The 25,502-nt window shown below is 69.2% G+C and carries 26 protein-coding genes and 1 riboswitch; of the genes, 23 read left to right on the top strand and 3 right to left on the bottom strand.

What is annotated here, in order from left to right; genetic code table 11:
* Window positions 1-164: 164 nt before the first annotated feature.
* From C1H66_RS08815 to C1H66_RS08800, 4 genes are all read left to right on the top strand, one after another.
* The gene (locus C1H66_RS08815) at window positions 165-1,322 is read left to right on the top strand and encodes a lipocalin-like domain-containing protein (RefSeq protein WP_240618256.1); all 1,158 of its coding nucleotides are present in this window, start codon (window positions 165-167) and stop codon (window positions 1,320-1,322) included.
* A 3-nt stretch (window positions 1,323-1,325) separates the two neighbouring features.
* Window positions 1,326-2,234 carry a LysR family transcriptional regulator gene (locus C1H66_RS08810; RefSeq protein ID WP_102627518.1) on the top strand — a complete coding sequence of 303 codons (909 nt, stop codon included), beginning with the start codon at window positions 1,326-1,328 and terminating at the stop codon, window positions 2,232-2,234.
* Between the two features lie 155 nt (window positions 2,235-2,389).
* Window positions 2,390-2,812, top strand: a complete 423-nt coding sequence (locus C1H66_RS08805) for a DoxX family protein (protein ID WP_102627517.1) — start codon at window positions 2,390-2,392, stop codon at window positions 2,810-2,812.
* A gap of 65 nt (window positions 2,813-2,877) precedes the next feature.
* A complete protein-coding gene (locus C1H66_RS08800) occupies window positions 2,878-3,615 on the top strand; it encodes a DODA-type extradiol aromatic ring-opening family dioxygenase (RefSeq protein WP_102627516.1) in 738 nt (245 codons plus the stop codon).
* Between the two features lie 12 nt (window positions 3,616-3,627).
* Here C1H66_RS08800 and C1H66_RS08795 read toward each other — a convergent pair whose 3' ends face one another.
* Window positions 3,628-4,446, bottom strand: coding sequence for a helix-turn-helix domain-containing protein (locus C1H66_RS08795; RefSeq protein ID WP_102627515.1), 819 nt, complete (start codon window positions 4,444-4,446; stop codon window positions 3,628-3,630).
* A gap of 157 nt (window positions 4,447-4,603) precedes the next feature.
* On the opposite strand from C1H66_RS08795, the gene C1H66_RS08790 reads away from it, so the two are divergent.
* From C1H66_RS08790 to thiE, 9 genes are all read left to right on the top strand, one after another.
* Window positions 4,604-6,076, top strand: a complete 1,473-nt coding sequence (locus C1H66_RS08790; RefSeq protein ID WP_102627514.1) for an alanine/glycine:cation symporter family protein — start codon at window positions 4,604-4,606, stop codon at window positions 6,074-6,076.
* Between the two features lie 70 nt (window positions 6,077-6,146).
* Window positions 6,147-7,547: an aspartate ammonia-lyase gene (locus C1H66_RS08785; protein WP_102627513.1), complete on the top strand. Its 1,401-nt coding sequence runs from the start codon at window positions 6,147-6,149 to the stop codon at window positions 7,545-7,547.
* A gap of 2 nt (window positions 7,548-7,549) precedes the next feature.
* Complete coding sequence (locus C1H66_RS08780; protein WP_102627512.1) at window positions 7,550-8,572, top strand: asparaginase; 1,023 nt, start codon at window positions 7,550-7,552, stop codon at window positions 8,570-8,572.
* A 140-nt stretch (window positions 8,573-8,712) separates the two neighbouring features.
* A complete protein-coding gene (locus tag C1H66_RS08775; protein WP_102627511.1) occupies window positions 8,713-9,060 on the top strand; it encodes a hypothetical protein in 348 nt (115 codons plus the stop codon).
* Window positions 9,061-9,209: 149 nt separating this feature from the next.
* Complete coding sequence (locus C1H66_RS08770; RefSeq protein ID WP_240618257.1) at window positions 9,210-9,638, top strand: C40 family peptidase; 429 nt, start codon at window positions 9,210-9,212, stop codon at window positions 9,636-9,638.
* A gap of 267 nt (window positions 9,639-9,905) precedes the next feature.
* Window positions 9,906-10,586: a response regulator gene (locus C1H66_RS08765; RefSeq protein WP_102627509.1), complete on the top strand. Its 681-nt coding sequence runs from the start codon at window positions 9,906-9,908 to the stop codon at window positions 10,584-10,586.
* Complete coding sequence (locus tag C1H66_RS08760; RefSeq protein WP_102627508.1) at window positions 10,583-11,971, top strand: sensor histidine kinase; 1,389 nt, start codon at window positions 10,583-10,585, stop codon at window positions 11,969-11,971. The genes C1H66_RS08765 and C1H66_RS08760 overlap by 4 nt, the downstream gene beginning before the upstream one ends.
* Window positions 11,972-12,087: 116 nt before the next feature.
* The gene (locus tag C1H66_RS08755) at window positions 12,088-12,891 is read left to right on the top strand and encodes a glycosyltransferase family 32 protein (protein ID WP_102627507.1); all 804 of its coding nucleotides are present in this window, start codon (window positions 12,088-12,090) and stop codon (window positions 12,889-12,891) included.
* Between the two features lie 43 nt (window positions 12,892-12,934).
* Window positions 12,935-13,037, top strand: a riboswitch (TPP riboswitch).
* Window positions 13,038-13,073: 36 nt separating this feature from the next.
* A complete protein-coding gene (thiE, locus tag C1H66_RS08750; protein WP_102627506.1) occupies window positions 13,074-13,691 on the top strand; it encodes a thiamine phosphate synthase in 618 nt (205 codons plus the stop codon).
* A gap of 6 nt (window positions 13,692-13,697) precedes the next feature.
* Here the strand turns inward: thiE and C1H66_RS08745 are convergent, their stop codons facing one another.
* The gene (locus C1H66_RS08745; RefSeq protein WP_102627505.1) at window positions 13,698-14,573 is read right to left on the bottom strand and encodes a DMT family transporter; all 876 of its coding nucleotides are present in this window, start codon (window positions 14,571-14,573) and stop codon (window positions 13,698-13,700) included.
* Window positions 14,574-14,822: 249 nt separating this feature from the next.
* Here C1H66_RS08745 and C1H66_RS08740 point away from each other — a divergent pair, with 249 nt between their 5' ends.
* The 8 genes from C1H66_RS08740 (at window position 14,823) to C1H66_RS08705 (ending at window position 23,006) form a co-directional block, all read left to right on the top strand.
* Window positions 14,823-15,494, top strand: coding sequence for a DUF1826 domain-containing protein (locus C1H66_RS08740; RefSeq protein WP_240618255.1), 672 nt, complete (start codon window positions 14,823-14,825; stop codon window positions 15,492-15,494).
* Between the two features lie 107 nt (window positions 15,495-15,601).
* Window positions 15,602-17,134, top strand: a complete 1,533-nt coding sequence (locus tag C1H66_RS08735; RefSeq protein WP_102627504.1) for an ABC transporter substrate-binding protein — start codon at window positions 15,602-15,604, stop codon at window positions 17,132-17,134.
* Window positions 17,131-18,117: an ABC transporter permease gene (locus C1H66_RS08730; protein ID WP_240618254.1), complete on the top strand. Its 987-nt coding sequence runs from the start codon at window positions 17,131-17,133 to the stop codon at window positions 18,115-18,117. Before C1H66_RS08735 ends, C1H66_RS08730 begins: the two co-directional genes overlap by 4 nt.
* Window positions 18,114-18,938 (top strand): ABC transporter permease, encoded by an 825-nt coding sequence (locus C1H66_RS08725; RefSeq protein WP_102627503.1) that lies wholly within the window; start codon window positions 18,114-18,116, stop codon window positions 18,936-18,938. Before C1H66_RS08730 ends, C1H66_RS08725 begins: the two co-directional genes overlap by 4 nt.
* On the top strand, window positions 18,935-20,404 hold the full coding sequence (locus tag C1H66_RS08720; RefSeq protein ID WP_102627502.1) for an ABC transporter ATP-binding protein: 1,470 nt from the start codon (window positions 18,935-18,937) through the stop codon (window positions 20,402-20,404). The genes C1H66_RS08725 and C1H66_RS08720 overlap by 4 nt, the downstream gene beginning before the upstream one ends.
* A 231-nt stretch (window positions 20,405-20,635) precedes the next feature.
* Entirely contained in the window at window positions 20,636-21,406 is a 771-nt protein-coding gene (locus C1H66_RS08715) for a DUF1190 domain-containing protein (protein ID WP_102627501.1), read from the top strand.
* Entirely contained in the window at window positions 21,403-22,299 is an 897-nt protein-coding gene (locus tag C1H66_RS08710; protein WP_102627500.1) for a hypothetical protein, read from the top strand. Before C1H66_RS08715 ends, C1H66_RS08710 begins: the two co-directional genes overlap by 4 nt.
* A 2-nt stretch (window positions 22,300-22,301) precedes the next feature.
* Window positions 22,302-23,006, top strand: a complete 705-nt coding sequence (locus tag C1H66_RS08705) for a hypothetical protein (protein WP_102627499.1) — start codon at window positions 22,302-22,304, stop codon at window positions 23,004-23,006.
* On the opposite strand, the gene C1H66_RS08700 is transcribed toward C1H66_RS08705, so the two are convergent.
* The gene (locus tag C1H66_RS08700) at window positions 22,974-24,137 is read right to left on the bottom strand and encodes a glutathionylspermidine synthase family protein (RefSeq protein WP_102627498.1); all 1,164 of its coding nucleotides are present in this window, start codon (window positions 24,135-24,137) and stop codon (window positions 22,974-22,976) included. The genes C1H66_RS08705 and C1H66_RS08700 overlap by 33 nt on opposite strands.
* Window positions 24,138-24,486: 349 nt before the next feature.
* Between C1H66_RS08700 and C1H66_RS08695 the strand changes: the two genes are divergently transcribed.
* Window positions 24,487-25,005, top strand: coding sequence for an Hcp family type VI secretion system effector (locus C1H66_RS08695; RefSeq protein ID WP_102627497.1), 519 nt, complete (start codon window positions 24,487-24,489; stop codon window positions 25,003-25,005).
* 252 nt (window positions 25,006-25,257) lie between these two features.
* Window positions 25,258-25,502 (top strand): contractile injection system protein, VgrG/Pvc8 family (locus C1H66_RS08690; RefSeq protein WP_276308831.1); only part of this gene is annotated, 245 nt, incomplete at its 3' end.

The raw sequence follows: 25,502 nt of genomic DNA, 5'->3' as shown, positions 1-25,502 counted from the left end.
AACGTGGCCGCCTTCGGCTGGCGCCTGCCGCTGTCGCTGTTTCCCGGCGAGATCCTGCTGACCCTGGCCACCGCCGTGGCGGTGGCGCTGCTGGCCACCGTGCTGCCGGCCCTGGCGCTGTGGCGCATCCCGCCTCGCGCCCTGCTGGCCGAGGAGGAGACCACATGACGCTCAGGGAGATGCTGCCGGGCCTGCTGGTCGTGCTGGCGCTCGTCGGCTGCGAGGGCGAGCCACCGAGCGGCGAGACGGCCGGTTTCGCCGGGCTCGGCGAGGCAAGCGACGGCTTCGTGCAGGCGAGCCCGGGGATGACGCTGCGCTTCCCCGAGGATCATGGCCCCCACCCCGACACCCGCATCGAGTGGTGGTACCTCACCGCCAACCTGAGGGACGCGGCCGGCGAGCCGCTGGGGCTGCAGTGGACGCTGTTCCGCCAGGCCCTGGCCCCCCCGCAGGAGGCGCCGCCGGAAGAGCGTCCCGCGCCCGCCCCCTGGGTCGCCGACCAGCTGTGGATGGCGCATATGGCGGTGTCCCGGGGCGCCACCCACCGGGTCGCCGAGCGCTTCGCCCGCAGCCACTCCCGGCAAGGCGATGGCCAGGCCGGGGCGGTGGCCCAGCCCTTCCGCGCCTGGCTCGACGACTGGCGGCTCGAGAGCCGGGTGGACGATCCCGACGCCGATACCTTCGAACGGCTGACCCTGGTCGCCCACCAGGATGACGCGCACGGCGGCTTCGGCTACCGGCTCGCGCTCACCGCCGAGGGGCCGCTGGTGCTGCACGGCGAGGCCGGCTTCAGCCAGAAGACCGCCGATGGCCAGGGCTCGATGTACTACAGCCAGCCCTTCTGGCGCATCGAGGGGGAGGTGACCCTCGACGGCGAGACCCGCGAGGTGAGCGGCCGCGGCTGGCTCGACCGGGAGTGGAGCAGCCAGCTGCTGGGGCCCGAGCAGGCGGGCTGGGACTGGTTCTCGCTGCACCTGGCGAGCGGCCACAAGCTGATGGCCTTCCAGCTGCGTGGCGGCGGCGCGGACGGCGGCGACTACCGTTCCGGCACCTGGATCGGCCCGACCGGCGAGCCCCGCGCCCTGGCCCCGGACGAGCTGGCCCTGACGCCGCTGGCGACGGGCCGGGTCGCCGGCCGCGAGCTGCCCACCCGCTGGCGACTCGAACTGCCGGCCCAGGGGCTCGACCTGGTGGTCGAGGCGCCCCATGCCGAGCGCTGGATGGCCACCTCGGTGGCCTACTGGGAGGGCGAGGTGGTCGTGCGCGACCGCGACGGCGACGAGGCCCTGGGCGAGGGCTACCTGGAGATGACGGGGTACTGACCGATGAACCTGCTGGATGCCATGACCGCCTTCGTTCGGGTCGCCGAGCTGGGCAGCTATACTCGCGCCGCCGAGGCGCTGGACCTGTCGCGCACCCGCGTCTCGCGCCAGGTGATGGACCTGGAGGAGCACCTGGGGGTGCGCCTGCTGCAGCGCACGACGCGTCGCCTCCACCTCACCGAGGCCGGCGAGCGCTACCTGGCCCGGTCCCTGGGCATCCTGCAGGCGCTGGAGGAGGCCGAGACCGAGGTCGGGCGCGGCGCCAGCGAGATCCGCGGCCGGCTGCGGGTCAACGGCCCGATGAGCTTCGGCACCCGCTACCTGGCCCCGCTGGTGGCCCGCTTCATGGTGGAACACCCGGCCCTCGAGGTGCGCCTCGACCTCAACGATCGCCGGGTCGACCTGCTCGAGGAGGGCTACGACCTGGCGATCCGCATCGGCAGCCTGCCCGACTCCAGCCTGGTGGCCCGCCGCCTGACCCGCTGCCGTATGGTGCCCTGCGCCTCGCCCGAGTACCTGGCACGCTTCGGCGAGCCGCGCACCCTGGCGGAGCTGGCCGAGCATCGCTGCCTGCGCTATCGCACGGCCAGCGGCAGCGAATGGCAATTCAGCGGACACCGCCTGGCGGTACATGGCCCGCTGGAGAGCAACAACGGCGACGTGCTGACCCAGGCCGCCGAGGCCGGGCTCGGCATCGCCCACCAGCCGAGCTTCCTGATCACCGAGAGCATCCTCAGCGGGCGCCTGGTGCCGCTGCTGATCGAGGAGGCCAGCGTGACCCTGGACATCCATGGCGTCTACCCCGCGCGGCGCCACCTGCCGGCCAAGGTCGAGCGGCTGCTCGACTTCCTGGCCGAGGCCTGGGGGGAGCCGCCCCATTGGGAACGGGAACTGGGGTTGGAGCTGGAATAAGGGGAGCAGCGGCGGTAGCCGGCGCCAGCGACTGACCCATAAATCGCAACAGTCATTTGCGAATCCCGCAGATTATCTCCGCTTGGGTGTCGAGTAGAGTGACACCCATCGAAGCACAACGCTCCCCTACAACATCCCCGACGGAGATCACGACCATGACCACCCAAGCCACTCACCTGCCCCGTACCGACCACCTGCAGCCCCACGCCATCGCCCTGCTGCGCATCGCGCTCGGCGTCATGACCCTGGCCCACGGCCTGATGAAGGTGTTCGTCTTCACCCCGGCCGGCACCGTCGGCTTCTTCGAGTCCCTGGGCCTGCCCGGCTTTCTCGCCTACCTGACCATCCTCGCCGAGGTGGGCGGCGGCCTGGCGCTGATCCTCGGCGTCTACACCCGCTGGGTGAGCCTGGCCCTGGTGCCGGTACTGCTCGGCGCCGCCTGGGTCCACCTGGGCAACGGCTGGGTGTTCTCCAACGAAGGCGGCGGCTGGGAGTTCCCGGTGTTCTGGGCGATCGCCCTGCTGGTGCAAGCCGGCCTCGGCAGCGGTAGCCTGACCCTGAGCCGCCGCTTCGCCTGAGCCACTCGCGTCACCCTGCGCCTGCCCATCCCGGGCAGGCGTACCCCGTTCACAGGAGTCTCTCCATGTTACCCAGCCTCTTTATCTCCCACGGCTCCCCCATGCTGGCGCTGACGCCGGGGCCGGCCCACGACTTCCTGCGCGAGCAGGGCAAGCACTACCGCCCCGCGGCCATCGTGGTGGTCTCGGCCCACTGGGAGAGCCGCCAGCTGCTGGTGAGCACCAGCGCCCACCCCGAGACCATCCACGACTTCGGCGGCTTTCCGCGGGAACTCTACGAGTGCCAGTACCCCGCCCCCGGCGAGCCGGAGCTGGCCAGGCGCCTGGCCCGTGAGCTCAACGCCGTGCCCACCGAACGCGGCCTCGACCACGGCGCCTGGGTACCGCTGTCGCTGCTGTTCCCCGACGCCGATATCCCGGTGGTGTCGCTGTCGCTGCCCACCACCTGGTCCAACGCCGAGCTGGTCGAACTGGGCGAGAAGCTCACCGTGCTGCGCGAGGAGAACGTGCTGGTGATCGGTTCGGGCAGCCTGACCCATAACCTCGCCGAGATGCAGGCAGAGGGCACGCCGATGCCGCCCTGGGTCGGCGAGTTCGTCGACTGGGTACACGAGAAGCTGACCACCGCCGACCGCGATGCCCTGCTCGCCTGGGAGCAGGCCCCCCACGCCCGCGAGAACCACCCCACCCCCGAGCACTTCCAGCCGCTGCTGGTGGCGCTGGGTGCCGGCGGCCCGGCACAGCGCCTGCACCACAGCATCGAGCACGGCGTGCTGGCGATGGACCTCTACGCCTTCCCCTGACCCCATGGCGCGTTACCCATCGCCTTGGTGCCGGGCCCGGAAGTGCTGCTCGCCGGGCGCCACGTCGTTGCGCACCGCGGCCAGCAGCTCGGCATCAAGGCCGGGATCGTCGAGGGCCAGCAGCCCGCATTGCGACAGCGCCTGGCGCAGGCCCACCTGCTCGTCGAGTCGCTCGTAGAGGACCCGCACGCAGCACGGCATGCGCTCGCTGTTGTCCGCCACGCCGAGCTTGAGCCCGGTGAGCCGGGTCACCTGGCTCCGAAAGCTCGGGAAGAGGATGGTCTGGGTGACCTCGTGGCCGTTGAGGGTCTCGTGATCCACCAGGAAGATCCGGTCGGCCAGCCTGACGACCATGCCCCGGTAGCGGTTGTGGAAGGGCCGGCTATTGGCCGGGGTCTGCATGCGCTCGGTGCGCTGGTAGACGATGCCGCTCTCGCGCTCCTCCAGGCACACCAGGGTGCGGATCAGGTGCCCGGGGCGTGACATCGAGTGGTAGTACTCGAAGTAGCACCCCAGGTAGCGCGCCATGCCCTCGCGGCCACGCTCGAGCAGCTCATCGGGCCACGCCACGCCGCCGCCCCGGGGTGACCCCCGGGACGCGCGGCCCGCCTGCACCAGGGTGCGGAAGTTGTCGTGGGGCAGATAGAGCTCATGCTCCTCCACGCCGAAGAAGGCACAGAGGCGTCCCATGGCGGCATGCCTGGGCCGGTAGCGCCCCGTCAGGTACCGGTTGAACTGGGCACGATTGATCTCCAGCCGCCGGCACACCTCGGCAATGGAGGGGTAGTAGCTGCACAGCAGCCGCAGGTTGGCGACGAAATCGTCATGCATGTGGAGGGCCCCCAGTGCGCCACGCAGGGTGGTGCAGTCTGATGCACTCACCTTGGCGGATAGTGCACTGGAGTGCAACGCAGCGCCAAATCCCACGGCGCCTCGCGGCTGCTTCAATCGTCTCACGCTCTCAACAACACAACAGCGGAGACGTACCATGCTTGATCTTCTCAATGAGCTCCTGTGGGGCAAGATACTCCTCGTACTGCTGGTGGCCGTCGGTGTCGGCTTCACCATCGCCTCCCGATTCGTCCAGTTTCGCTACTTCGGCCGCATGTTCCGGATCCTCGGGGCCAGCCAGGCCTTCCGGCGCGACAAGCATGGCCACCTCAGTTCCTTCCAGGCGCTGGTGCTCTCGGTCGCCGGCCGGGTCGGCGGCGGCAACATCGCCGGGGTCGCCGTGGCCATCACCCTGGGCGGCCCGGGCGCCATCTTCTGGATGTGGCTGGTCGGCCTGATGGGCATGGCCACGAGCTTCCTCGAGTGCACCCTGGCCCAGACCTACAAGCAGGCCGAGGCCGGCGGCACCTACCGCGGCGGACCGGCCTACTACATCGTCAAGGGGCTGGGTCGGCGCTGGGGCTGGCTGGCGGGCTTCTATTCCGTGCTGCTGCTGATCACCTTCGGTTTCGCCTTCACCGCCCTGCAGTCCTATGCCGTGGCCACCTCCTTCGGCGACGCCTTCGGCGTGCCGGTGCTCTACAGCGGCATCGCCCTGGCCATCCTGGTCGGCCTGATCATCTTCGGCGGCATCAAGCGTATCGCGCGGATCTCCGAGGTGCTGGTGCCCTTCATGGCCGTCGGTTACCTGCTGGTCGCCCTGATCGTGGTGGGCATGAATATCGACAAGCTGCCGGGGGTGATCGCGCTGATCGTCAACAGCGCCTTCGGCCTCGAGCCGGCGGTGGGTGGCGGCATCGGCGCGGCCATCATGATGGGCCTCAAGCGCGGCCTGTTCTCCAACGAGGCAGGCCTGGGCAGCGCCCCGAACGTGGCCGCCGTGGCCTATGTCCCTCACCCGGCCAACCAGGGCATCGTGCAGGCCTTCTCGGTGTTCATCGACACCCTGATCATCTGCTCCGCCACCGCCTTCCTGATCCTGCTCAGCGGCGCCTATGTGCCGGGCAGCGGCGAGAACGTGGCGGGCATCGCCCTGACCCAGGCGGCGCTGGCCGATCATGTCGGCGAGTGGGGCCGAAGCTTCGTCAGCGTGGCGCTGCTGCTGTTCGCCTTCAGCACCATCCTCTACAACTACTACCTCGGCGAGAACAGCCTCAACTTCTTCAGCCGCGACAACCGGAAGCTGTTCAATGCCTTCCGGGTCGCCATCGTGCTGCTGGTGTGCTGGGGCGCCACCACCGACCTGGGCACGGTCTTCGGCTTCGCCGACGTCACCATGGGCCTGCTGGCGGTCGCCAACCTGGTCGCCCTGATCCTGCTGTTCAAGCCCGGGCTGCGCATCCTCAGGGATTTCGACGACCAGATCCGCCAGGGCATCGACCAGCCGATCTTCGACGCCAGCCGGCACCCCGAGCTCGATCTGGATCCGCGCGCCTGGGAGCTCGCGCCCGAGGACCTCGAGCGCCTGCAAGCCCGCGCCCCCGGCCAGCCGGCAAACGCCCGCGACTGAGCCGCCACGGCCTGCCGGCCCTGCCTTCCCGGCAGGGCCGGCCCCCCTGTCCCTTACCGGTGGAAGCTTCATGACGACACGTTTGGAACACGACCTGCTGGGCGAGATGACACTGCCCCAGGACGTCTGGTACGGCATCCAGACCCAGCGAGCCCTGGACAACTTCAGGATCACCGGCGTCCCCATCAGCCATTTCCCCGAGCTGGTGCGGGCCCTGGCCATGGTCAAGGCGGCCGCCGCCCACGCCAACCAGGCGGTGGGCACCCTCGAGCCGCACAAGGCCGAGGCGATCCAGGCCGCCTGCCAGGACATCATCGACGGCGCCCTGCACGATCAGTTCGTGGTCGACCTGATCCAGGGCGGCGCCGGCACGTCCACCAACATGAACGCCAACGAGGTCATCGCCAACCTGGCGCTGAGCAAGCTCGGCCATCCCCGGGGGGAGTACCGACACCTCCACCCCAACGACGACGTCAATCGCGCCCAGTCGACCAACGACGCCTACCCCACGGCGGCCTGCCTGAGCCTGCAGTTCGCCGCCGAGCCGCTGCGGGACGCCATCGCCGCGCTGCGCGATGCCCTGCAGGACAAGGGAGCCGAGTTCACCGATATCGTGAAGATGGGCCGCACCCAGCTGCAGGACGCGGTACCGATGACGCTGGGGCAGGAGTTCGAGGGCTTCGCGGTGAACCTGGGCGAGGACATCGACCGCCTCCACGACGCCTGCCGGCTGCTGTGCGAAGTCAACCTCGGCGGCACCGCCATCGGCACGGGCATCAACACCCACCCGCGGTACCAGGCCCTGGCGGTCGCACGCCTGGCGGCCATCTCCGGCAAGCCCCTGGTGCCGGCCTCGCACCTGGTCGAGGCCAGCTCGGACATGGGGGCCTTCGTCTACCTGTCCGGCATCCTCAAGCGCTTCGCCCTCAAGCTGGGCAAGATCTGCAACGACCTGCGGCTGCTCTCCAGCGGGCCACGCACCGGCCTCGGCGAGATCGTCCTCCCCGCCGTGCAGCCCGGCTCGTCGATCATGCCGGGCAAGGTCAACCCGGTGATCCCCGAGGCGGTGAACCAGACGGTCTATCAGGTGATCGCCGGCGACCTGGCCGTGACCCTGGCCGCCGAGGCCGGCCAGCTCCAGCTCAATGCCATGGAGCCACTGATCGTCTACAACCTGCTCAACGCCATGCGCATGCTGTGCGAAGCCTGCCACATGCTCCAGACGCGCTGCATCGAGGGCATCCAGGCCAATCGCGACCAGTGCGCTCGGCATGTGGAGGTAAGCATCGGCATCGTCACCGCGCTGGTCCCGCACATCGGCTACGCCGATGCCTCGCGCCTCGCCAGGGCGGCGCTGCACAGCGGCACCACGCTCCGCGAGCAGGCCCTCGCCGAGGGACTGCTCGACGCGGCCCAGCTGGACCGCCTGCTGAGCCCCCAGTCCATGCTGGCCCCGCACCTGGAGCCCTGACCATGCCGCGCCTGCTGATCCTGTACACCGGTGGCACCATCGGCATGCGGCCGTCCCCCGCCGGCTATGTGCCCGGCGAGGGCTTCGCCGAACGGCTGGCGACCCAACTGGCGGCCCATGGCGGTGCGACACTCCCCGAGTATCGGCTGGTGGAGCTGCAGCCGGCCATCGACAGCGCCGACCTGACCCCGGAGGCGTGGAACCGGATCGTCGCCGTGCTGGCGCGCCACTGGGACGCCCACGACGGCGTGGTGATCCTGCACGGCACCGATACCCTGGCCTACACCGCCTCGGCGCTCTCCTTCATGCTCGGCGCCCTGGACAAGCCGGTCATGCTGACCGGCGCCCAGCTCCCCCTGGGCGAGCCGCGCAGCGATGCACCGGGCAACGTCGCCACGGCGATGCAGGCGGCCGTTGCCCCCGGGGCGCCGCGCGAGGTCTGCGTCGTCTTCCATGACCGGGTGCTGCGCGGCAACCGCGCGCGCAAGGTGCGCAGCCAGGGCATGGATGCCTTCGACTCGCCCAATGCCCCCTGGCTGGGCGAAGCCGGCATCGAACTGCGGCTTGGCCAGGCATCGGCCCTGCCCGGGGGCACGCCGGACTTCTCGCCGGTCGCCTTCGAGGCCGACCGCGTCGGCGTGCTCCATTGCCATCCCGGCATGTCGGCTCGCCAGGCGGAGGCGATGCTCGAGGATGCCCGACTCCAGGGACTGGTGCTGCTGACCTATGGCGTCGGTAATCCCCCGAGTCATGAGGGACGCTTCCTGGCCGGCCTGCAGCGGGCCACGGCGCGAGGCCTGGTCACGGTCAACCTGACCCAGTGTCACCAGGGGCGCGTCCGCCAGGGCGCCTATGCCACCGGCGCCGTCCTGAATGCCGCCGGCGTCGTCGCCGGTCGGGACATGACCCCGGAAGCCGCCGTGACCAAGCTGCAGGTGCTGCTGGGCAGGGGGCTCGCGGGCGACGCCCTGCGCGAGGCCATGACCCGGCCGTTGCGCGGCGAAATGACCCTGTCGGCGCCGTGAGAGGAGGTCACGCCGTTGGCATCGAAGGGCGTAAGCGCGGCGAATGCCTGCCGTATCGCCGGGGGGCTGGCCGGCCCATCCCCCTGGGCCTACATTGATGAGGGTACGCCCCTGAAATCGGAATGAGTCGAGGGTTCACCATGACCGCCATCGACATGAGCCTGGGTGATCACCTCACCCTGAAGGAACTGTCCCACGCCCTGTCCCACGGCCTCTCGCCCATCGTCGAGGTCGAGTCCCAGGACGGCATCTACATCGTGCGCTTCCACCATGCCAACGGGGTCTCGGAGCTGGCGGATGCCGACGGCAACACCTGCACCTTCCTCGGCACCGGCGAGATCCAGGACGTGCTCGGCGACCTGGGCCTGACCCATGGCGTGCTGACCTGGGCCGACCAGTGCGGCGACGAGATGATCGGCGTGCCGGGACACGCCATCACCCCCGACGAGCGGCTGACCTACGGCACGCGTATCGCCTTTCGCTCCTGACCACCGCGGGCTAATGTAGGGGCATGATCATCAGCGAGTGATGCCGTTCGATGCGCCACCTGCCCTGCGCGCCCCGTCGCGCCGCCCACCGGCGGCGCCCCGTCTTCGGCCCGGTCCTGCACCTGCTGGCGGCAGGGGTGGCGCTGCTGATGCTGGCCGGATGCGCCGGCCGCGAGCTGGCCACCCGCGACACCGCCCCCGGCGAGGACCTCTCCCTCGAGCGGGTACTGATCCTCGCCTCCGCCGAGCAGGCCCTCGGCACGCCCTATCGCCTGGGGGGCAACACCCCCGACGCCCTGGACTGCTCCGGCCTGGTCGAGCTGGTCTATCGCAGCGCCGGTATCGCGGTGCCGCGTACCGCCGACGACCAGTACCGCGAACTGCCGGAGGTACGCCAGGCCCGCCCGGGCGACCTGCTGTTCTTCGGCGACCGCCGCAAGGCCACCCATGTCGGCATCTACCGCGGCAACGGCCAGATGATCCATGCCCCGGGCCGCGGCCGCGAGGTGGTCAGCGTGCCGCTGCAGGTCGCCTACTGGCAGGACCGCTTCCTCGGCGCCGCCGGGCCGGCGCCCTGAGTCCCGACATCCACGACCAGAACCAACCCGCTTCCCCCCGCCGCCCTGGCACAGCCCGACGACACCGACGCCCACCTGCGTCTGTGCCGCGACTCCCTGCGGGCTCAGGAACTCGACAACGCCGCCGGCGTCGGGGAGATCGACGCTGCCGTGGTCACCCTGGCCGAACGCCAGGCCGAAGGCTGGGTCTATATCCGCGCCTGAGCAGCGTCCCTTGGCAGGGGCGTGGCCTGCTCGATCAGCTACTGGAGTGCTTCGGGACACGACATGCGCATATTGCTGGTGGAGGACGACCCCAGCCTGGCGGCGGGGATCCGCCTGGCCCTCAAGCCGGAACACTACACCGTCGACCTGCTGGCCGACGGCCGCTCGGCCCTGGCCGCCCTGAAGGGCGACGAGCCCTTCGATGCGGCGATCCTCGACCTGGGCCTGCCCGGGCTCGACGGCCTCCAGGTGCTGGAGGCGGTGCGGCGGCACGGCAACCGCGTGCCGGTGCTGGTACTGACCGCCCGGGACGCCATCGACGACCGTATCCGGGGGCTGGATGCCGGCGCCGACGATTACCTGGTCAAGCCCTTCGAGGTCGCCGAACTCAAGGCACGCCTGCGCGCCCTGCTGCGCCGCAGCCAGGGGCAGGCCAGCAACGTGCTGGAGTATCGCGGTATTCGCCTCGACCCCGGCACCCGAAGCGTCAGCTACCACGGCGAGCCGGTGCCGCTCTCGCGTCGCGAGTTCACCCTGCTGCAGGAGTTTCTCGGCCACCCGGGCCGGGTGTTCACCCGCGACACCCTGACCCGCCTGGTCTACGGCTGGGACGAGGAGGTCGAGAGCAACGCCATCGAGGTGCATGTGCACCACCTGCGCCGTAAGCTCTGTCCCGAGCTGATCCGCACGCTACGCGGCATCGGCTATGTCCTCGATAATCCTGCCCCGGGCAAGGCCCCGTGATCTCGATCCGTCATCGCACCCTCGGGGTGGTGCTGCTGGTGTTCGGTCTGAGCGTGCTGGCGCTCGGCATCACCAGCTACCGCGATGCCGCCCATGAGGTGGAGGAGCTGTTCGATGCCAACCTGGCCCAGAACGCCCGCCTGCTGGAGGGGCTGATGCAGGCACCGCTGGCCACCGAGGAGCTCGCTCCCCTGCTGGCCAGCCTGGACAGCGCCCTGCAGCGTGCCGAGCAGGCCGACAAGCGCATCGCCGGGCACCGCTACGAGAGCAAGATCGCCTTCCAGGTCTGGCAGGACGACACCCTGCTGCTGCGCTCGGCCAGCGCCCCGGAGGCACCGCTCACGGCGCTGGCCGAGGGCTACGAGAACACCAGCCTGGAGGGACACGGCTGGCGGGTCTATGCCCTGAGCCATCCCGAACGGCCACTGCGTGTGCTGGTGGGGGAGCGTGAAGACGTCCGCGGCGAACTGGTGACCCTCATCGCCCTGCGCACCCTGATCCCGGACATGCTCGGGCTGCCGATACTGGCCCTGTTGCTGTGGTGGGCCATCGGCTGGGGCCTGCGCCCCTTGTCGCGAATGGCCGAGCAGCTTCGCCGGCGCGACCCGCACAACCTGCAGCCGCTGATCCTGCCCTCCCTGCCCCGCGAGCTGGAGACCATGACCGGCGCCCTCAACCGCCTGCTCGAGCGCATCCGCCTGCTGCGCATTCGCGAGAAGCGCTTCATCGCCGATGCCGCCCACGAGCTGCGCACCCCCCTGGCGGTACTCGACCTGCACGCCCAGAACGCCCTGGCGGCCGAGACCCCCGAGGATCGTCGCGAGGCGCTGGACAAGCTGCGCGAAGGCGTCGCCCGAGCCACCCGCCTGGTCGCCCAGCTGCTCACCCTGGCTCGCCTCGACCCCGAGGAAGACGCCACCGAGACCGGACGCGACGGCGACCTGCTGCAGGAGGCCCGGGAGGCGTTGGTCAAGCTCTCGCCGCTGGCTGCCGAACGCGGCCTCGAGATACGCCTGGACGCCGACGAGGACGCCGACTGGCATCTGCGGGTCGAACCCGGTGCCATCGATACCCTGATCCAGAACCTGGTGAGCAACGCCCTGCAGCACTCACCCGACGGCGGGACGATCCGGGTCACGCTGTCGGCGGGCGATGACCGGGTCGCCCTGTGCGTCGACGACCAGGGCCCCGGCATCCCGGCCGAGCAGCGCCAGCGAGTGATCGAACGTTTCCACCGCGCCGGACCGGGTGCGGGTTCCGGTCTGGGGCTCTCCATTGTCGACCGGCTGCTGCAGCGCCACGGTGGGCGATTGGTGCTGGAAGACGCCCCCGACCGGGGGCTGCGCGCCATGGTCATGCTGCCGCGACGAAAAGAACTCAACTGACGCCGGATCGTCATCTCTTCTTAAGTCAGCCTTAAGCTTCACCCCGGACGATGGTGTCGATAGGCGGCGCAACCCCTCTGCGCGCATGCTCTCGAATCCGACACCACAGGCCCCCCATGAAGCCGCTGCATAGATTGCTGACCACCCGACTGATCAAGCTCATAGCCCATGCCCTCAAGCTCTCGTGCTACGCCTTTCATTTCGTCTTCCCGGACAAGCGCTTCACCCTGCCGGCGAGGGCCGCCCCGCTGATCCGGAGCCGGCGACCGACCACCATTCCGCGCACCATCTGGCAGACCAACTTCACCGACCGCGTGACCCTGCCGGTCTACCTGAACTACCTGTTCAACCGCCTCATGGCGCCCGGCTTCGAGTACCGCTTCATGACGACGGCGGCCCGTGCCGACTTCATCGCGCAGTACTACCCCGGCGAGATCTTCCAGCACTATTCCCGGCTGCAGATCGGGGCCGCCCAGGCGGATTTCTGGCGGGTCCTGGTGCTGCAGGCGCATGGCGGCGTCTACCTGGATATCGACGCCCACCTGACATGGCCGCTCGGCCGGCTGCTCGGATCCGATCGGCAGTCGCTGTTCATCAGGACCAAGCGCGGCGACCTGAGCAACTACTTCATCGCCAGCAAGCCCCACACCCCCCAGCTGGACGCCGTGATCCGGGCGATCAACGCCAATATCGAAGAGAACACGCTCGAGGGGGTCTTCGAGATGACCGGGCCCGGGGTGTTCAACCGCGTGCTCGACATGGGCAGCCTGGGCACCGTGCTCTATCGCTATGCCTGTACCCAGGGCAGTTTCACCAACGAACACTTCCAGTACATCGACAAGCCGCAGGGCAAGTGGAACCGGGAGCAGAAGCGCGTCGCGGTGGTCGGCGAGAACATCGCGTGGCCCCGGCGGCCCTGAGCCCGGCGGCTTTACAGGAGCACGACCGGCATGGATAGTAGGAAGCCGACGACAGGGGCGCCGCGGCGACACCACGCAGCGGCTGAGAGGCACCCTCGGAACCTGACCCGGATAATGCCGGCGTAGGGAGTCGTGCAGCGACGGCCTTCTGCTTGTCTGCACCTCCCCGCCGGGAGGACAGCATGCCAATCGACCTTTCCCTCTACCTGGTCACCGACCCCGGCCTCTGCGCCGACCGCGGGCTGGTGGACACGGTGGTCGCCGCCGTGCGCGGCGGCGTGACGCTGGTGCAACTGCGCGACAAGCACGCCTCCACGGCCGAGCTGATCGGCCAGGCCCGCCGCCTCAAGGCCGCCCTCGCCGGCAGCGGCGTGCCGCTGATCATCAACGACCGCCTCGAGGTGGCCCTGGCCGCCGGGGCCGACGGCCTGCACCTGGGCCAGGACGACGGCGACGTGGCCGCCGCCCGCGCTGCCCTGGGCGAGCGGGCGATCCTCGGGCTCTCGGTGCAGACCCATGGCCAGCTCGCCCGCCTCGACCCGGGCCCGCTGGACTACCTGGGGCTGGGCCCGGTATTCGCCACCCCCACCAAACACGACCACGCGAGTCCGCTGGGTTTCGACGGCCTGGCCTCGCTGGTCGCCGCCAGCCCCCTGCCCACGGTGGCCATCGGCGGCCTCAAGGCCGAACATGCCGCGGCGGTGCGCTCGGCGGGAGCCGATGGCCTGGCGGTGATCTCGGCGATCTGCGGCCAATCCGATCCCGAGGCCGCGGCGCGGGCCTTCTTCGCGTCGCGCTGACCGTCCTCAGGAGGTGGGGCGGCGCTTCAGCGTCGTGCGGCGGTCGTGGTAGGCGATCGCCAGGCCGCTGCCGATGATCAGCAGACTGCCGACGAAGACCCAGAGGTCGGGCATCTCGCCCCAGAACCACCAGCCCAGCAGCACCGCCCAGAGCATGGCGGTGTAGTCGAAGGGGGCGGCGATGGCCGCCGGCGCGAAACGAAAGGCCAGGGTGATGCACGCCGTCGCCCCGATACCGACGATCCCCGAGCCGAGAAACCCCAGCCAGTGCCAGGGATGCGGCGTCTGCCACACCCACGGCAGGGTGACCGTGGTCACCAGCAGCGGCACCAGGGTGATGTAGAAGACCATGGCCCAGAGATGCTCGCGGCCCCCGTAGCGCCGCGAGGTGATCATCAGCAACGCATAGAAGACCGCCGCGGTCAGCATGACCAGCGCGCCGGAGTGGAAACCCTCGCCGCCCGGCCGCACCACCACCAGCACCCCGGCAAAGCCCAGCAACGAGGCCGCCAGCACCTGGCGGTCGACCCTTTCGCCGAGCAGCGGCACCGACAGCAGGGTGACGAACAGTGGCGCGGCGAAGGCGATGGCCGTGGCCTCGGCCAGCGGCAGCAGGGTCAGGCCGAGCACGAAGAAGACCATGGTGCCGGTGTAGATCAGCCCGCGGGCCAGGTGTACGCCGGGCCGGCGGGTGCGCAGCTTGCGCAGGCCGCCGCCGAAATGCGCCAGCAGCGCGATCAGCGGCAGCGACACCAGGGTACGGAAGAAGATGATCTGCAGCGGCGAATGCACCTCGCCCAGCCACTTGGCGATGGCGTCGCCGAGCGCCAGGCAGAAGACGCCCGCGCACATGAACAGGATGCCCTTCAACGACGATGACATGGAGCCCTCCCCGCCCCTCCGGCTAGCCGGCGCCCAAAAAACCACCCCGCCGGTCCAGGAGACCGACGGGGCGTGATCGTGACGACAGGCTAGGAGGTTAGCAGACAAACGGCAACCGCCGGGTCGCCGACGGCCATGCGCTTGACGCTGGCGAGGATGCCGACCCCATGTCGTCTCTGAGCATTGTCCGAGAGCGCCCCTGTTATGTTATATAGTAACCTTTATTTTTCTGCCGACGAGAGCCTCGCCATGGTCGCCCTGCTTCCCATGACACCGGACGCCCCGCTTCCCATGCCCCCGGACTGCCCCCACTGGGCCTACGGTGACGACATCGGTGTGCTGCCCCGTATCTTCGAGGACGATATCACCCTCGCCGTCATGGAGCGCACGCTGCCGGAGGCGCTGCGTGACAGCGTGGCGGCCCAGTTGCCGCCCGCGGCCAGGCTGGACTGGCACTGGCGCGGCGCTCCCGGCGAGGCCATGCGAGCCGACCTGCGGCGGCACCTGCCGGCGCCGGATCGGGCCGCGGCCCTGCTGGACGACATCGGCACCATCGCCAGCGCCCTGGCCTTCCTGTTCGATACCGAGACCATCGGCATCCGCCTGCGTCGCCTGGACGAGGCCATGTGCCCGCGCTTCCACGTCGACAACCTGCCGGTACGCCTGGTGACCACCTACGCCGGCCCCGGCAGCGAGTGGCTGCCCGAGCACGCCGTCAATCGTGCCGGCCTGGGCGCACCCCGCGCCGACAAGCCGGAGATCGTCACCGACCCCGGCGCGATCGGGCGGCTCGGCGCCGGCGACCTGGCGCTGCTCAAGGGCGACGGCTGGATCGGCAACGAGGGCCGCGGCCTGGTGCACCGCAGCCCGCAGCCGGCCCCCGGCGAGACGCGCCTGCTGCTGGCCCTTGACCCCGGGTAAATCGCCCCGGCTGACCCACCCCGGATGCGTCGCCCCGGCGGAGACGATCGAACCGACGCCACCGACACCGCTTTCAACGACATACCCACCAAGGAAGACTGCAAAAGATGTTGCCTCCCCGCCCCCTACTCGCCGGCCTCGCCCTGGCCTTGAGCTCCACCGCTGCCCTGGCCGATGCCCGCAGCCTGGATATCGTCGCCCCCTGGGAGATCACCGGCGCCGACCCCTCCACCTCGGGCTATGTGTTCGGCCGCATGCGGGTCGCCGAGACCCTGGTCGACACCGACGCCAGCGGCCGGCCCGCGCCGGGGCTGGCGACCCGCTGGCACCAGGCCGACGACGGCCTCCGCTGGCGTTTCACCCTGCGCGACGACGCCCGCTTCCATGACGGCTCGCCGGTCACCGCCGAGGCCGTCGTCACGAGCCTCGAACACGCCCTGGCCAAGCCGGGCATTCTCGACTCGGCGCCGATCACCGCCATCGAGGCCGACGGCGACGAGGTGGTGATAAGCCTGGCGCAAGCCTTCGCGCCGCTGCCGGCGCTGCTCGCCCACTCGACCACCCTGATCCTGGCCCCCGCGGCCTACGGCGACGATGGCCAGGTGACGGAGATGATCGCCAGTGGTCCCTACCGGGTCGAGTCCCTGGCACCGCCCCAACGGCTCACGGTGAGCCGCTTCGACGACTACTGGGGCGAGACCCCCGAGATCGAACAGGCCAGCTACCTGGCGGTGGGCCGCGGCGAGACCCGCGCGCTGATGGCCGAGAGCGGCGACGCCGATATCGTCTTCACCCTCGACCCGGCAAGCCGCGCGCGGCTCTCCCGCCACGACCGGCTCGACCTGCACGCCGAACCGCTGCCGCGCACCATCGTGCTCAAGACCAATGCCGGCCACCCCTTCCTCGACGACGACCGCGCCCGCCGGGCGCTGGGCCTGGCCATCGATCGCCCCGGCATCGCCAGCGGCCTGCTGCGCCACCCGGAGGCCGCGGCCGCCGAGCTGTTCCCGGAAAGCCTCGGGCCCTGGCACCTGGGCCTCGAGGCCGATGCGACCCGGGACCTCGACCAGGCCCGGGCGCTACTGGCCGAGCTGGGCTGGGAGGCCAACGGCAACGGTATCCTCGAGCGCGACGGCGAGCCCTTCCGGCTGACCCTGCGCACCTTCTCCGACCGCCCGGAGCTGCCGCTGGTGGCCACCGCCCTGCAGGACCAGTGGCGCGAGCTGGGCGTGGAGCTCGAGGTGGCGGTGGGCAACGCCAGCGAGATCCCCTCCGGGCACCGCGACGGCAGCCTCGAGCTGGGGCTGATGGCCCGCAACTACGGCCTGGTGCCCGACCCGCTGGGCACGCTGCTCGACGACTTCGGCAGCGATCCGGACGCCATGGGCGGCGACTGGGGCGCCATGGGCTGGTCGGATGCCGAGCTGGCCGATTGGCTCGACACCCTGCGCCATGAGGCCGACCCCGACGCCCGTGCCGAGCTGGCGACCCGGGTCGCCAGGCGCCTGCACGAGGCGATGCCGGTGATTCCCGTGGCCTGGTACCAGCAGACCGCCGCGGTCAACGGTGCGCTCGAGGGCTTCTCCATCGACGCGCTGGAACGCAGCTACCGCATCGACGAGCTGAGGTGGTCGGAATGAGCGCCACGCTGACACAGGCAGCCGTCGGCAGGGTAGGTGGCAAGGGGGTGGGCGGCCTGCTGCTGCAGCGGCTGTTCCAGGCCGGGCTGGTGGCGTGGATGGTCGGCACCCTGACCTTCGTGCTGACCCGCACCCTGCCCGGCGACATGGCCTATCGCATCGCCGCCGGGCGCTATGGCCACGACATGGTCAACAGCGCCGCCGCCGAGGCGGTACGCGCCGAGCTGGCCCTCGACCAGCCGGCGTTCACGGCCTATTTCGGCTGGTTATGGGACCTGGTGCAGTTCGACCTGGGCCGTTCGCTGGTCAGCGGCGCACCGGTGGTCCACGAGCTGTGGCACCAGCTCGGCCATTCGCTGGGGCTGGCGGTGTCCGCCGTGCTGCTCTCGCTGCTGCTCGGGCCGCCGCTGGGCCTGGCCGCCGGCCTCAGGCCACGCGGCGCCCTGGACCGCGCCAGCGAAGTCGCCGCCAGCGTGCTGCGCGCCCTGCCGCCCTTCGCCGTGGGTCTGCTGCTGATCTTGCTGTTCTCGGTGGCGCTGGGCTGGCTGCCCGCCGCCGGCCACGGCCGCACTGCCCACAGCGTACTGCCGGCGCTGACCCTGGCGCTCGCCCTGGCGGCGGTCTCCAGCCGGGTGGCGCGCAACGCCATGGCCGACGTCTCCCAGTCGGCCTACTACGCCTTCTCGCGCACCAAGGGGCTCAGCGAGCGGCTCAGCTTCCTGCGCCATGGCCTGCGCAACGCCGCGGTACCGGTGATCGCCTACCTCGGCGTGCAGTTCGTCTACCTGATCGAGGGCGTGGTGGTGGTCGAGACGCTGTTCGCCTGGCCCGGCATCGGCCACGCCCTGGTGCACGCCATCGTCGCCCGCGACGTGCCGATGATCCAGGGCACCGCCCTGGTCATGGGGCTGCTGTTCGTGGCGCTCAACACCCTGGTGGATATCGTCTGCCACCTGCTCGACCCGAGGAGGCGACACGCATGACGACCCTCGCGCTTCGCTTGCGCGCCTTGCCGCTGCCGTCGCTCGGCCCCCGCCAGCGCCTGGGGGCGGCGCTGCTGGCTCTGCTGCTGGCCTTCGCCTGGCTGGTGCCGTGGCTCTTCGACGCCGACCCGGCCCGCCAGCAGCTGACCCGCATCCTGCAGCTGCCCACGCTGGCCGAGCCGCTGGGCACCGACCACCTGGGGCGCAGCCTGCTGGCCAGGCTGGCCGCCGCCATCCGCCTGTCCTTCGGCATGGCGCTGCTCAGCGTGGCCACCGCCGCGGTACCCGGCGTGCTGCTCGGCGTGATCGCCGGCTGGCGCGGCGGCTGGCTCGACCGGGTGCTGGGCAGCCTGGCCGATGCCTGCCTGGCGCTGCCCGGCCTGCTGCTGGTGCTGCTGCTGGTGGCCATCGCCCCGGGCAACTTCTGGGCGCTCTACGTGGGTATCTCGCTGGTGCTGTGGATCGAGTACTTCCGCCTGGTGCGCGCCCGCACCCGGGCACTGGCGGCCTCGCCTCAGCTCGAGGCGAGCCGCCTGCTGGGCTTCGGCCCGCTCTACCTGTTCCGCCGCCACCTGTGGCCGGAGCTCGCCCCCCAGGTACTGACCCTGGCCGCCTTCGGCGCCGCCAGCGCGATCCTGGCCATGGCCGCGCTCGGGTTCGTCAGCGTCGGGCTGCGCCCGCCCACCGCCGAACTGGGGCTGATGATGATCGAGCTGCTGCCCTACTACCACGAGGCCCCCTGGGCCATGGCCCAGCCGATCCTGGTGCTGTTCGTGCTGGTGATGAGCCTCAACCTGCTGGCCGGGAGGGACCCGCGATGACCTCGATGATGCCCCCGACACCCCTGCTGCGGGTCGACGACCTGGCGATCCACGGCGACGGCGTGACCATCGCCCCGGTCTCGCTCAGCCTGGCCCCGGGCGAGCGCCTGACCCTGCTCGGCGAGACCGGCTCCGGCAAGAGCCTGATCGCCCAGGCGATCATGGGCACCCTGCCCAAGGGGCTCGCCGCCCGCGGCCGGCTGGCGATCGACGGCGAGGCCTTCGAGGCCGCCGACGGCCGCTCTCGCCGCCCACTGTGGGGCCGCACCCTGGCGCTGCTGCCCCAGGAACCCTGGCACGCCCTGGACCCGACCATGCGGGCGGTGCACCAGGTCGCCGAGAGCCACCGCCATGTGGCCGGTCGCGGCAAGCATGAAGCGCGCCAGGCGGCCAGCGCCGACCTGGCCGAACTGGGGCTGGCGGAGGCCGGGCACAAGCTGCCCGGCGAGCTCTCCGGCGGCATGGCGCAACGTGTCGCGTTCGCCGCCGCCAGCGCCGGCGGCGCGACCATCGTGATCGCCGACGAGCCCACCAAGGGCCTCGACGCGCCGCGCCGCGACGCCGTGGTGGCACTGCTGGCACGCACGCCGGAACGGGGCGGGGCCCTGCTGACCATCACCCACGACATCGACGTCGCCCGGCGCCTGGGCGGCGAGGTGGCGATCCTGCGCCAGGGCCAGGTGGTCGAGCGCGGCCCGGCCGAGCGCCTGCTCTCGGCACCGCAGAGCGACTACGGCCAGCGCCTGCTGGCCGCCGAGCCGGCGCGCTGGCCGGCCCCACCGCCGCTCGCTTCCAGCCGCGAGGGATCCGTGGTCGCGGCCACCGGGCTGGCCAAGACGCGCGGCGGGCGCGAGCTGTTCCGCGGCCTCTCGCTGGCCATCCAGCCCGGCGAGATCGTCGGCGTGGTCGGGCCTTCGGGCTGCGGCAAGAGCACCCTGGGCGATATGCTGCTGGGCGTGGCCCCCGCGGACGCCGGGGAGATACACCATGCGCCGGGTTCGCCGCTCGGCCGGCAGAAGCTCTACCAGGATCCGCCGGCGGCCTTCTCGCCCCACTGGACGCTCGGCCGGCTGCTCGACGACCTGGTGCGCCGCCATCGCCTCGATCGTACCGCCATCGCGCCATTGATGACGCGCCTGGGGCTCGACGAGCGGCTGCTGGCGCGCCGCCCCGGCGAGATCTCCGGCGGCGAGCTGCAGCGCTTCGCCATCCTGCGGGTACTGCTGCTCGAGCCGCGCTTCCTGTTCGCCGACGAACCCACCTCGCGGCTCGACCCCATCACCCAGCGCGAGACCCTCGCCCTGCTGGTGGAACTGGCCCGGGAGCGGCGCTGCGGCGTGATGCTGGTCAGCCACGACCCGGCGCTGATCGAACGGCTGTGCGACCGGCGGCTGTCGTTGGAGCAAGAGGTACCCGCGGCCAGAGAGCATCTTGCGCGGCCTGAGGCCACTCCCTCGCTGTCATGACCCTTTTACGGCTGGCAGTACCTTGGGCGGCCTTCGTGGCCGCCTTTTTTGATTCTTCACGATTCGAGGCGTCGAGCGCATCGATGGTCACGTATCTCGGACAAGAATGTAAGCCATCGCCCATGGACTCTGCCGACGACGCCCACCTAGAATCGTTCGCCATCAGCCAGGGACTAGGGCTGTCGTCATCCCCAACCTCGCCATACCCGATCACGTAATAAGGATATTCGCGTGAACGAAGCCACCGAGCCGCAACCCAGCATCTCGCCACCCTCTACCTCGTCGTCACCAGCCAAGCGCCAGAAGCGCGCCTCTCTGCTGACCCTGAGCCTGATGGGCGTCGCACCCATCGTCATCTATAGCTGGGATCCGCTGCACAAGGAGATGGCGCTGTTCGAGTCCGCCGATGCCTGTGTGAACGGCTCCTCGCTCTCTCGATCGGCCTGCGAGGCGCTGCAAGCCGAAGCGCATGACCGCAGTGAGCAGCTTGCTCCCAGCTATACCCATCTCGAAGCCTGCGAAGCCGACTTCGCCAGAGTATCGGGCCAGTGCGAACGCGGCGAGTGGTGCTCGGCCGAGGCGATCACCGCGTGCCAGGTCGGGGCCGATCACCACGCACGCCCGGCCCCTTCCGGCTTCATGGCCAGTGCCACCCTACTGAAGCGGTTACAGGACGGCGACGTGGACGCCGACGCCATCGCCGAGGATGACCTGCAGCCCATCTATGGCATGTCCGAGCAGTCACTCAACGGCGGCAGCGGCTATTATGGTTACTTCGGCAGTTGGCACTACTTCACTAACCAGGGACATCACCTGGGCAGGAACGGTACCCGTGAGCAGCGCCTGCATCGTCATTTCCTGAGTGCCTCCGCCGGCCCCCACACTACCCAAGGCTTCAGTCCCGGCACCTTGCCGAGCCGCTTCACGGCATCGGGCAGTGGCGCCTCCCGGGGCGGTTTCGGCGGCACGGCCCGTCAATCCATGATGCGGGCCACCGGATGACCCTGCGCTCCGCCACCCCCTTCCTGCTACTCTGGCTCGCGGCAGGCGTCATGCAAGCCTCGGCAGACGCCCGCGACGACACGTCCCAGCCCCCCCTCGCCCTGATCGAACAACTTCGGCACGAATTCGAGGATGCCTCCGGTTCGTTGCCGATACGAGGCTTCGAAGGTACCCGGGCACTGCCGTGGCGCGCCTTCGGCCTGAGAGGATGTGCGCCCCCCAGACTCGCCTCGCCCGCCCCCGTGCTCACCGCCATTTCCGTCTGCCGGGACGATGGCCGCTCGCTGATGGCTTCCAGCCTACGCGACATGCACTCATGGATCCTGTGGGAGCACCTGGACGGTGCCTGGCAGGTCGGCGAAGTGGTGGCTGTGGCGGCGAAGCGCCGGGGGGCATATGGCAGGCTCCAGCCGGTAAGGCGCGACAAGGAGGAAACGCCGAGTGGCCGGCCTCTCTCGAGCACTCTGATCAACGCCAGCGCCGATGAGCTGATCGCCCTGGAGCAGGCCTGGGAAGCCGTGTCCGGCATTTCCCTTGATGACCTGGACGACCTGGAGCCCGCCTTCCCCCCTCTCTGGCCTCCGGGCCTGATGGCCCTGAAGCGAGATGGACAGCTACTGGTCCGGGACGGTCGCTTGGCCGGACTGGGCAGCTGGCAGCGCTGGATACAAATGCAGGCCTGGCCCGATGTCATCCAGGGTGTCGCCGGCGCCGGCACCACCAGACGGATAGACTATGAGCACCCGCCCGAGCCAGTCCTGCTGCTGGAGTCCCTGACGCTGAACGAGACCCCCCACGCCATCGTGGTGGCGCCCAAGTCGTCTCGCTTCTCCTCGGAAGCGATCGTAGAGAGTGCGCGCTGGCAACTGTTACTCGTACGCCTGGACACCTGAAAATGAACGAGAAATTGCATATCGTCGCCAAGGACGAGCAGAGCCGGTCGGCCCTCCTGGTCGGCTGGAACGCTTTACTGCTGCCAATGGTGATCGCCTATGGCGTCCCCGTATTCGTCTGCGCTGCCCTGGTCACGCAACTGATGCTGGACATCCCTCTCTGGCCGCTCAACAACTTCAACCTGATGCTCGGCATCTGGGGGCTAGGCTGGCTGGCCTACCTCGGCTGGACCGGCCTGCACGGCTTGCACCACCACCTCTACTGGTTCGCTCCCGACGAGCGCCAACTGCTCTACCTCAACACCGGAGAAATAGTCGATCTCGACGATGAAGAGGCTCTTCAGGAGGAGAGCAGCGGCAATATCCAGTGGCACCTTCCTGGCAGCCGCAGTGCGCTGGCCAGCATGGACTGGCGACACCTGAACGAGTTCGAGGTACATCACGTCCCGAGCCTCAAGGAAGCAATGACCCGCGAGGTGGATTGGGGGGGTGCACTGATGATCCTGGGGATCATCGAAGCGGTGCTGATCTTCATTCTACTGGCCAGTGATAGCGCCGCCGGCTTCTTTCTGTCGCAGCTATGGATCCTGGCGACATGGCTGGTAATACGCCTGATTGGCTACTGGTTCGAGCGACAGCTGCCAACCCGTGCCGCTGCCGTGGCCCGGGCTGTCTCAATCGAGAATGGCATGCGGTACGAAGCGTGAGCTGTCCCGAGTGATCGCCCCCTGATCCTCCCGCAATCCCATGCCCACCGGTTTACCACCGACGATCCAGCTGCCGATGATGGGGTACTGGCCACCCATCTCCGGAGGCGGACACCAGGCCTGCAACACCTGCGGGCCATCCGCGTAGGGACCGAGCACCTCCTCGTCGATGCCCTGCCGGCTTTCCACCCGAATGTTCGCCCCCTCCCTGGAGAAGAACGGCTTGCGCACCCAGCGGCCACTCAACACTTCGTCTCGTGGAGCATCGGCAAAGCAGGCGGCAATCAGGTTCGGGTGGCCTGGATGGCGCTCCCAAAGCAGCGGCAGGATCGCCTTGTTCGACAGTACGCTCTTCCAGGCCGGCTCTATGAAACGCGTCTCGCTGCCCGCCAGATGCTGGGCGAACTCCTCCTGCAGCATCCACTCCCAGGGATAGAGCTTGAAAAGCTGCTGGACGCTCCCTCCCTCCAGATCAATGAAGCCCTGGCGGGGGCAATGGCCAATATCGTCGATATAGGTAAACACCGGCGTCATACCAGCCTGAACGGCACAATCCGCCAGATAGGTAGCCGTACCCATATCTTCGACATGATCCCGACAACAAGCGACATGGAATGGTTTCGCCGCATCACCAATCGCGGCAAGGCGCTCGACCAGGGTTTCCTGAATGTAGTTGTACTGATCGGCTTCCGGCGGCAGACAGCCTCGTTCACGAGACTGCTCCAACCATAGCCACTGGAAGAAGGCCGCCTCGTAGAGCGAGGTAGGAGTATCGGCGTTGTACTCGTAGAACCTGGCCCGCGACTTGCCGTCGTAGCGCAGGTCCATTCGGCCGTACAGGGCCGGCTCTCGCCGTCGCCAACTCTCGGCGATTGTTGGCCAATGCGATTCGGGTATGGCCATCCGTTTCAGCAGCGACTCGCTCGCCACCGCCTCCTCGACCAACGCCATGCACATGGCCTCGATTTCTTCCGACGCCGCCTCGATCTCCTCCTCGATCTCGCGCAAAGTAAAAGCGTAGAACACGCTCTCGTCCCAATAGGGCGCACCATCGATGGAGTGAAAATGAAAGCCTAGCGACTCCGCCAATGCACACCAGTCGTGTCGAGGAGATATGAGGCGTCTATGCATGTAACCTAGTGGATCATTCAAGGGAACAAGTGCCACATCATAGCATACTCTTACTCGCCAGCTCCGACCGCAGCGCATGTGGCTTTGCATATACAAGCCTCCTTTCAGCTCAGAGCGACTTATGCCAGCCCACGAATTCCATGCGTCGTCCTGCCTGACTGGGCAATATCTTGCCCACCGGGCAACTTCTTGCCAGATCCAGGCAACCTCTTGCCTAAGTTTATTTAATAGAATTTCATAAAAAACAGCTAATTAATTGATGGGTAATGATTTTCTCGACATTGGCACGCCGCCTGCTCTATACGGGGTGTCCATCGGACATTCTCTTACCTCGTCAAGGAGCAGACTCATGCCGACACCTTGCTATATCAGCATCGAAGGCCAGACCCAGGGCAACATCACCGCCGGGGCCTTCACCCCCGATTCCGTGGGCAACATCTACGTGGAAGGCCACGAAGACGAGATGCTGGTCCAGGAGTTCAAGCACGTCGTCACCGTGCCCACCGACCCGCAGTCCGGCCAGCCCTCCGGCCAGCGCGCCCACAAGCCGTTCATCTTCACCGTGGCGCTGAACAAGGCCGTGCCGCTGATGTACAACGCCCTGGCCTCCGGCGAGATGCTGCCCAACGTCGAGCTGAAGTGGTACCGCACCTCGGTGGAAGGCAAGCAGGAGCACTTCTTCACCACCACCCTGACCGACGCCACCATCGTCGACATCAACCTGCGCATGCCGCACGCCCAGGACATCCACAAGGCCGAGTTCACCCAGCTGATGGACGTCTCCCTGGCCTACCGCAAGATCGACTGGGAGCACACCGTCGCCGGCACCTCCGGCTCCGACGACTGGCGCGCGCCGATCGAGGGCTGAGGGTTAGCCTGGCGTGATGTCCCGCCCGCTCCCGCTCGCAAACTCTCCGGCGCGGGCGGGGCATCACGCCCTTGGCGTCACGCGGCCAGTGCTTGCTCAGCGAGTGCTGGCCGCGTGGCGTGTCAGCGATCGACGACATTCCCTGTCAGCCATTGCCCTCAGCGGCCGGTTCGCCCTTGCCATGCCGGGGCACTCACGTAACCTGCCGGGCAAAGGCGTGGCGCGCCAGCATCTTCCAGGAGGGAAGCCCAGATGGCCAACGCAACCGGACTGCAGTTCACCCTGGCGCTCGCCGGGGCCGACGACCTCGACCTGGCGGTGGTCGACTTCACGCTGACCGAAACCCTCTCGGCGCCCTTCGAGCTGGTCGTCAACCTCGCCAGCCGCGACGGCGACCTCTCGCCCGAGGCCTTCCTCGACCGCGAGCTGACCCTGACGGTCTGGCAGGATGGCGAGGCGCTGCGCCGCATCCACGGCGTGGCCACCGCCTTCGGCCG

Source organism: Halomonas heilongjiangensis (assembly GCF_002879645.1).
In the GTDB taxonomy this organism is placed as follows: Bacteria; Pseudomonadota; Gammaproteobacteria; order Pseudomonadales; family Halomonadaceae; genus Halomonas; species Halomonas heilongjiangensis.
This window is presented reverse-complemented; position numbering and strand designations above follow the sequence as displayed.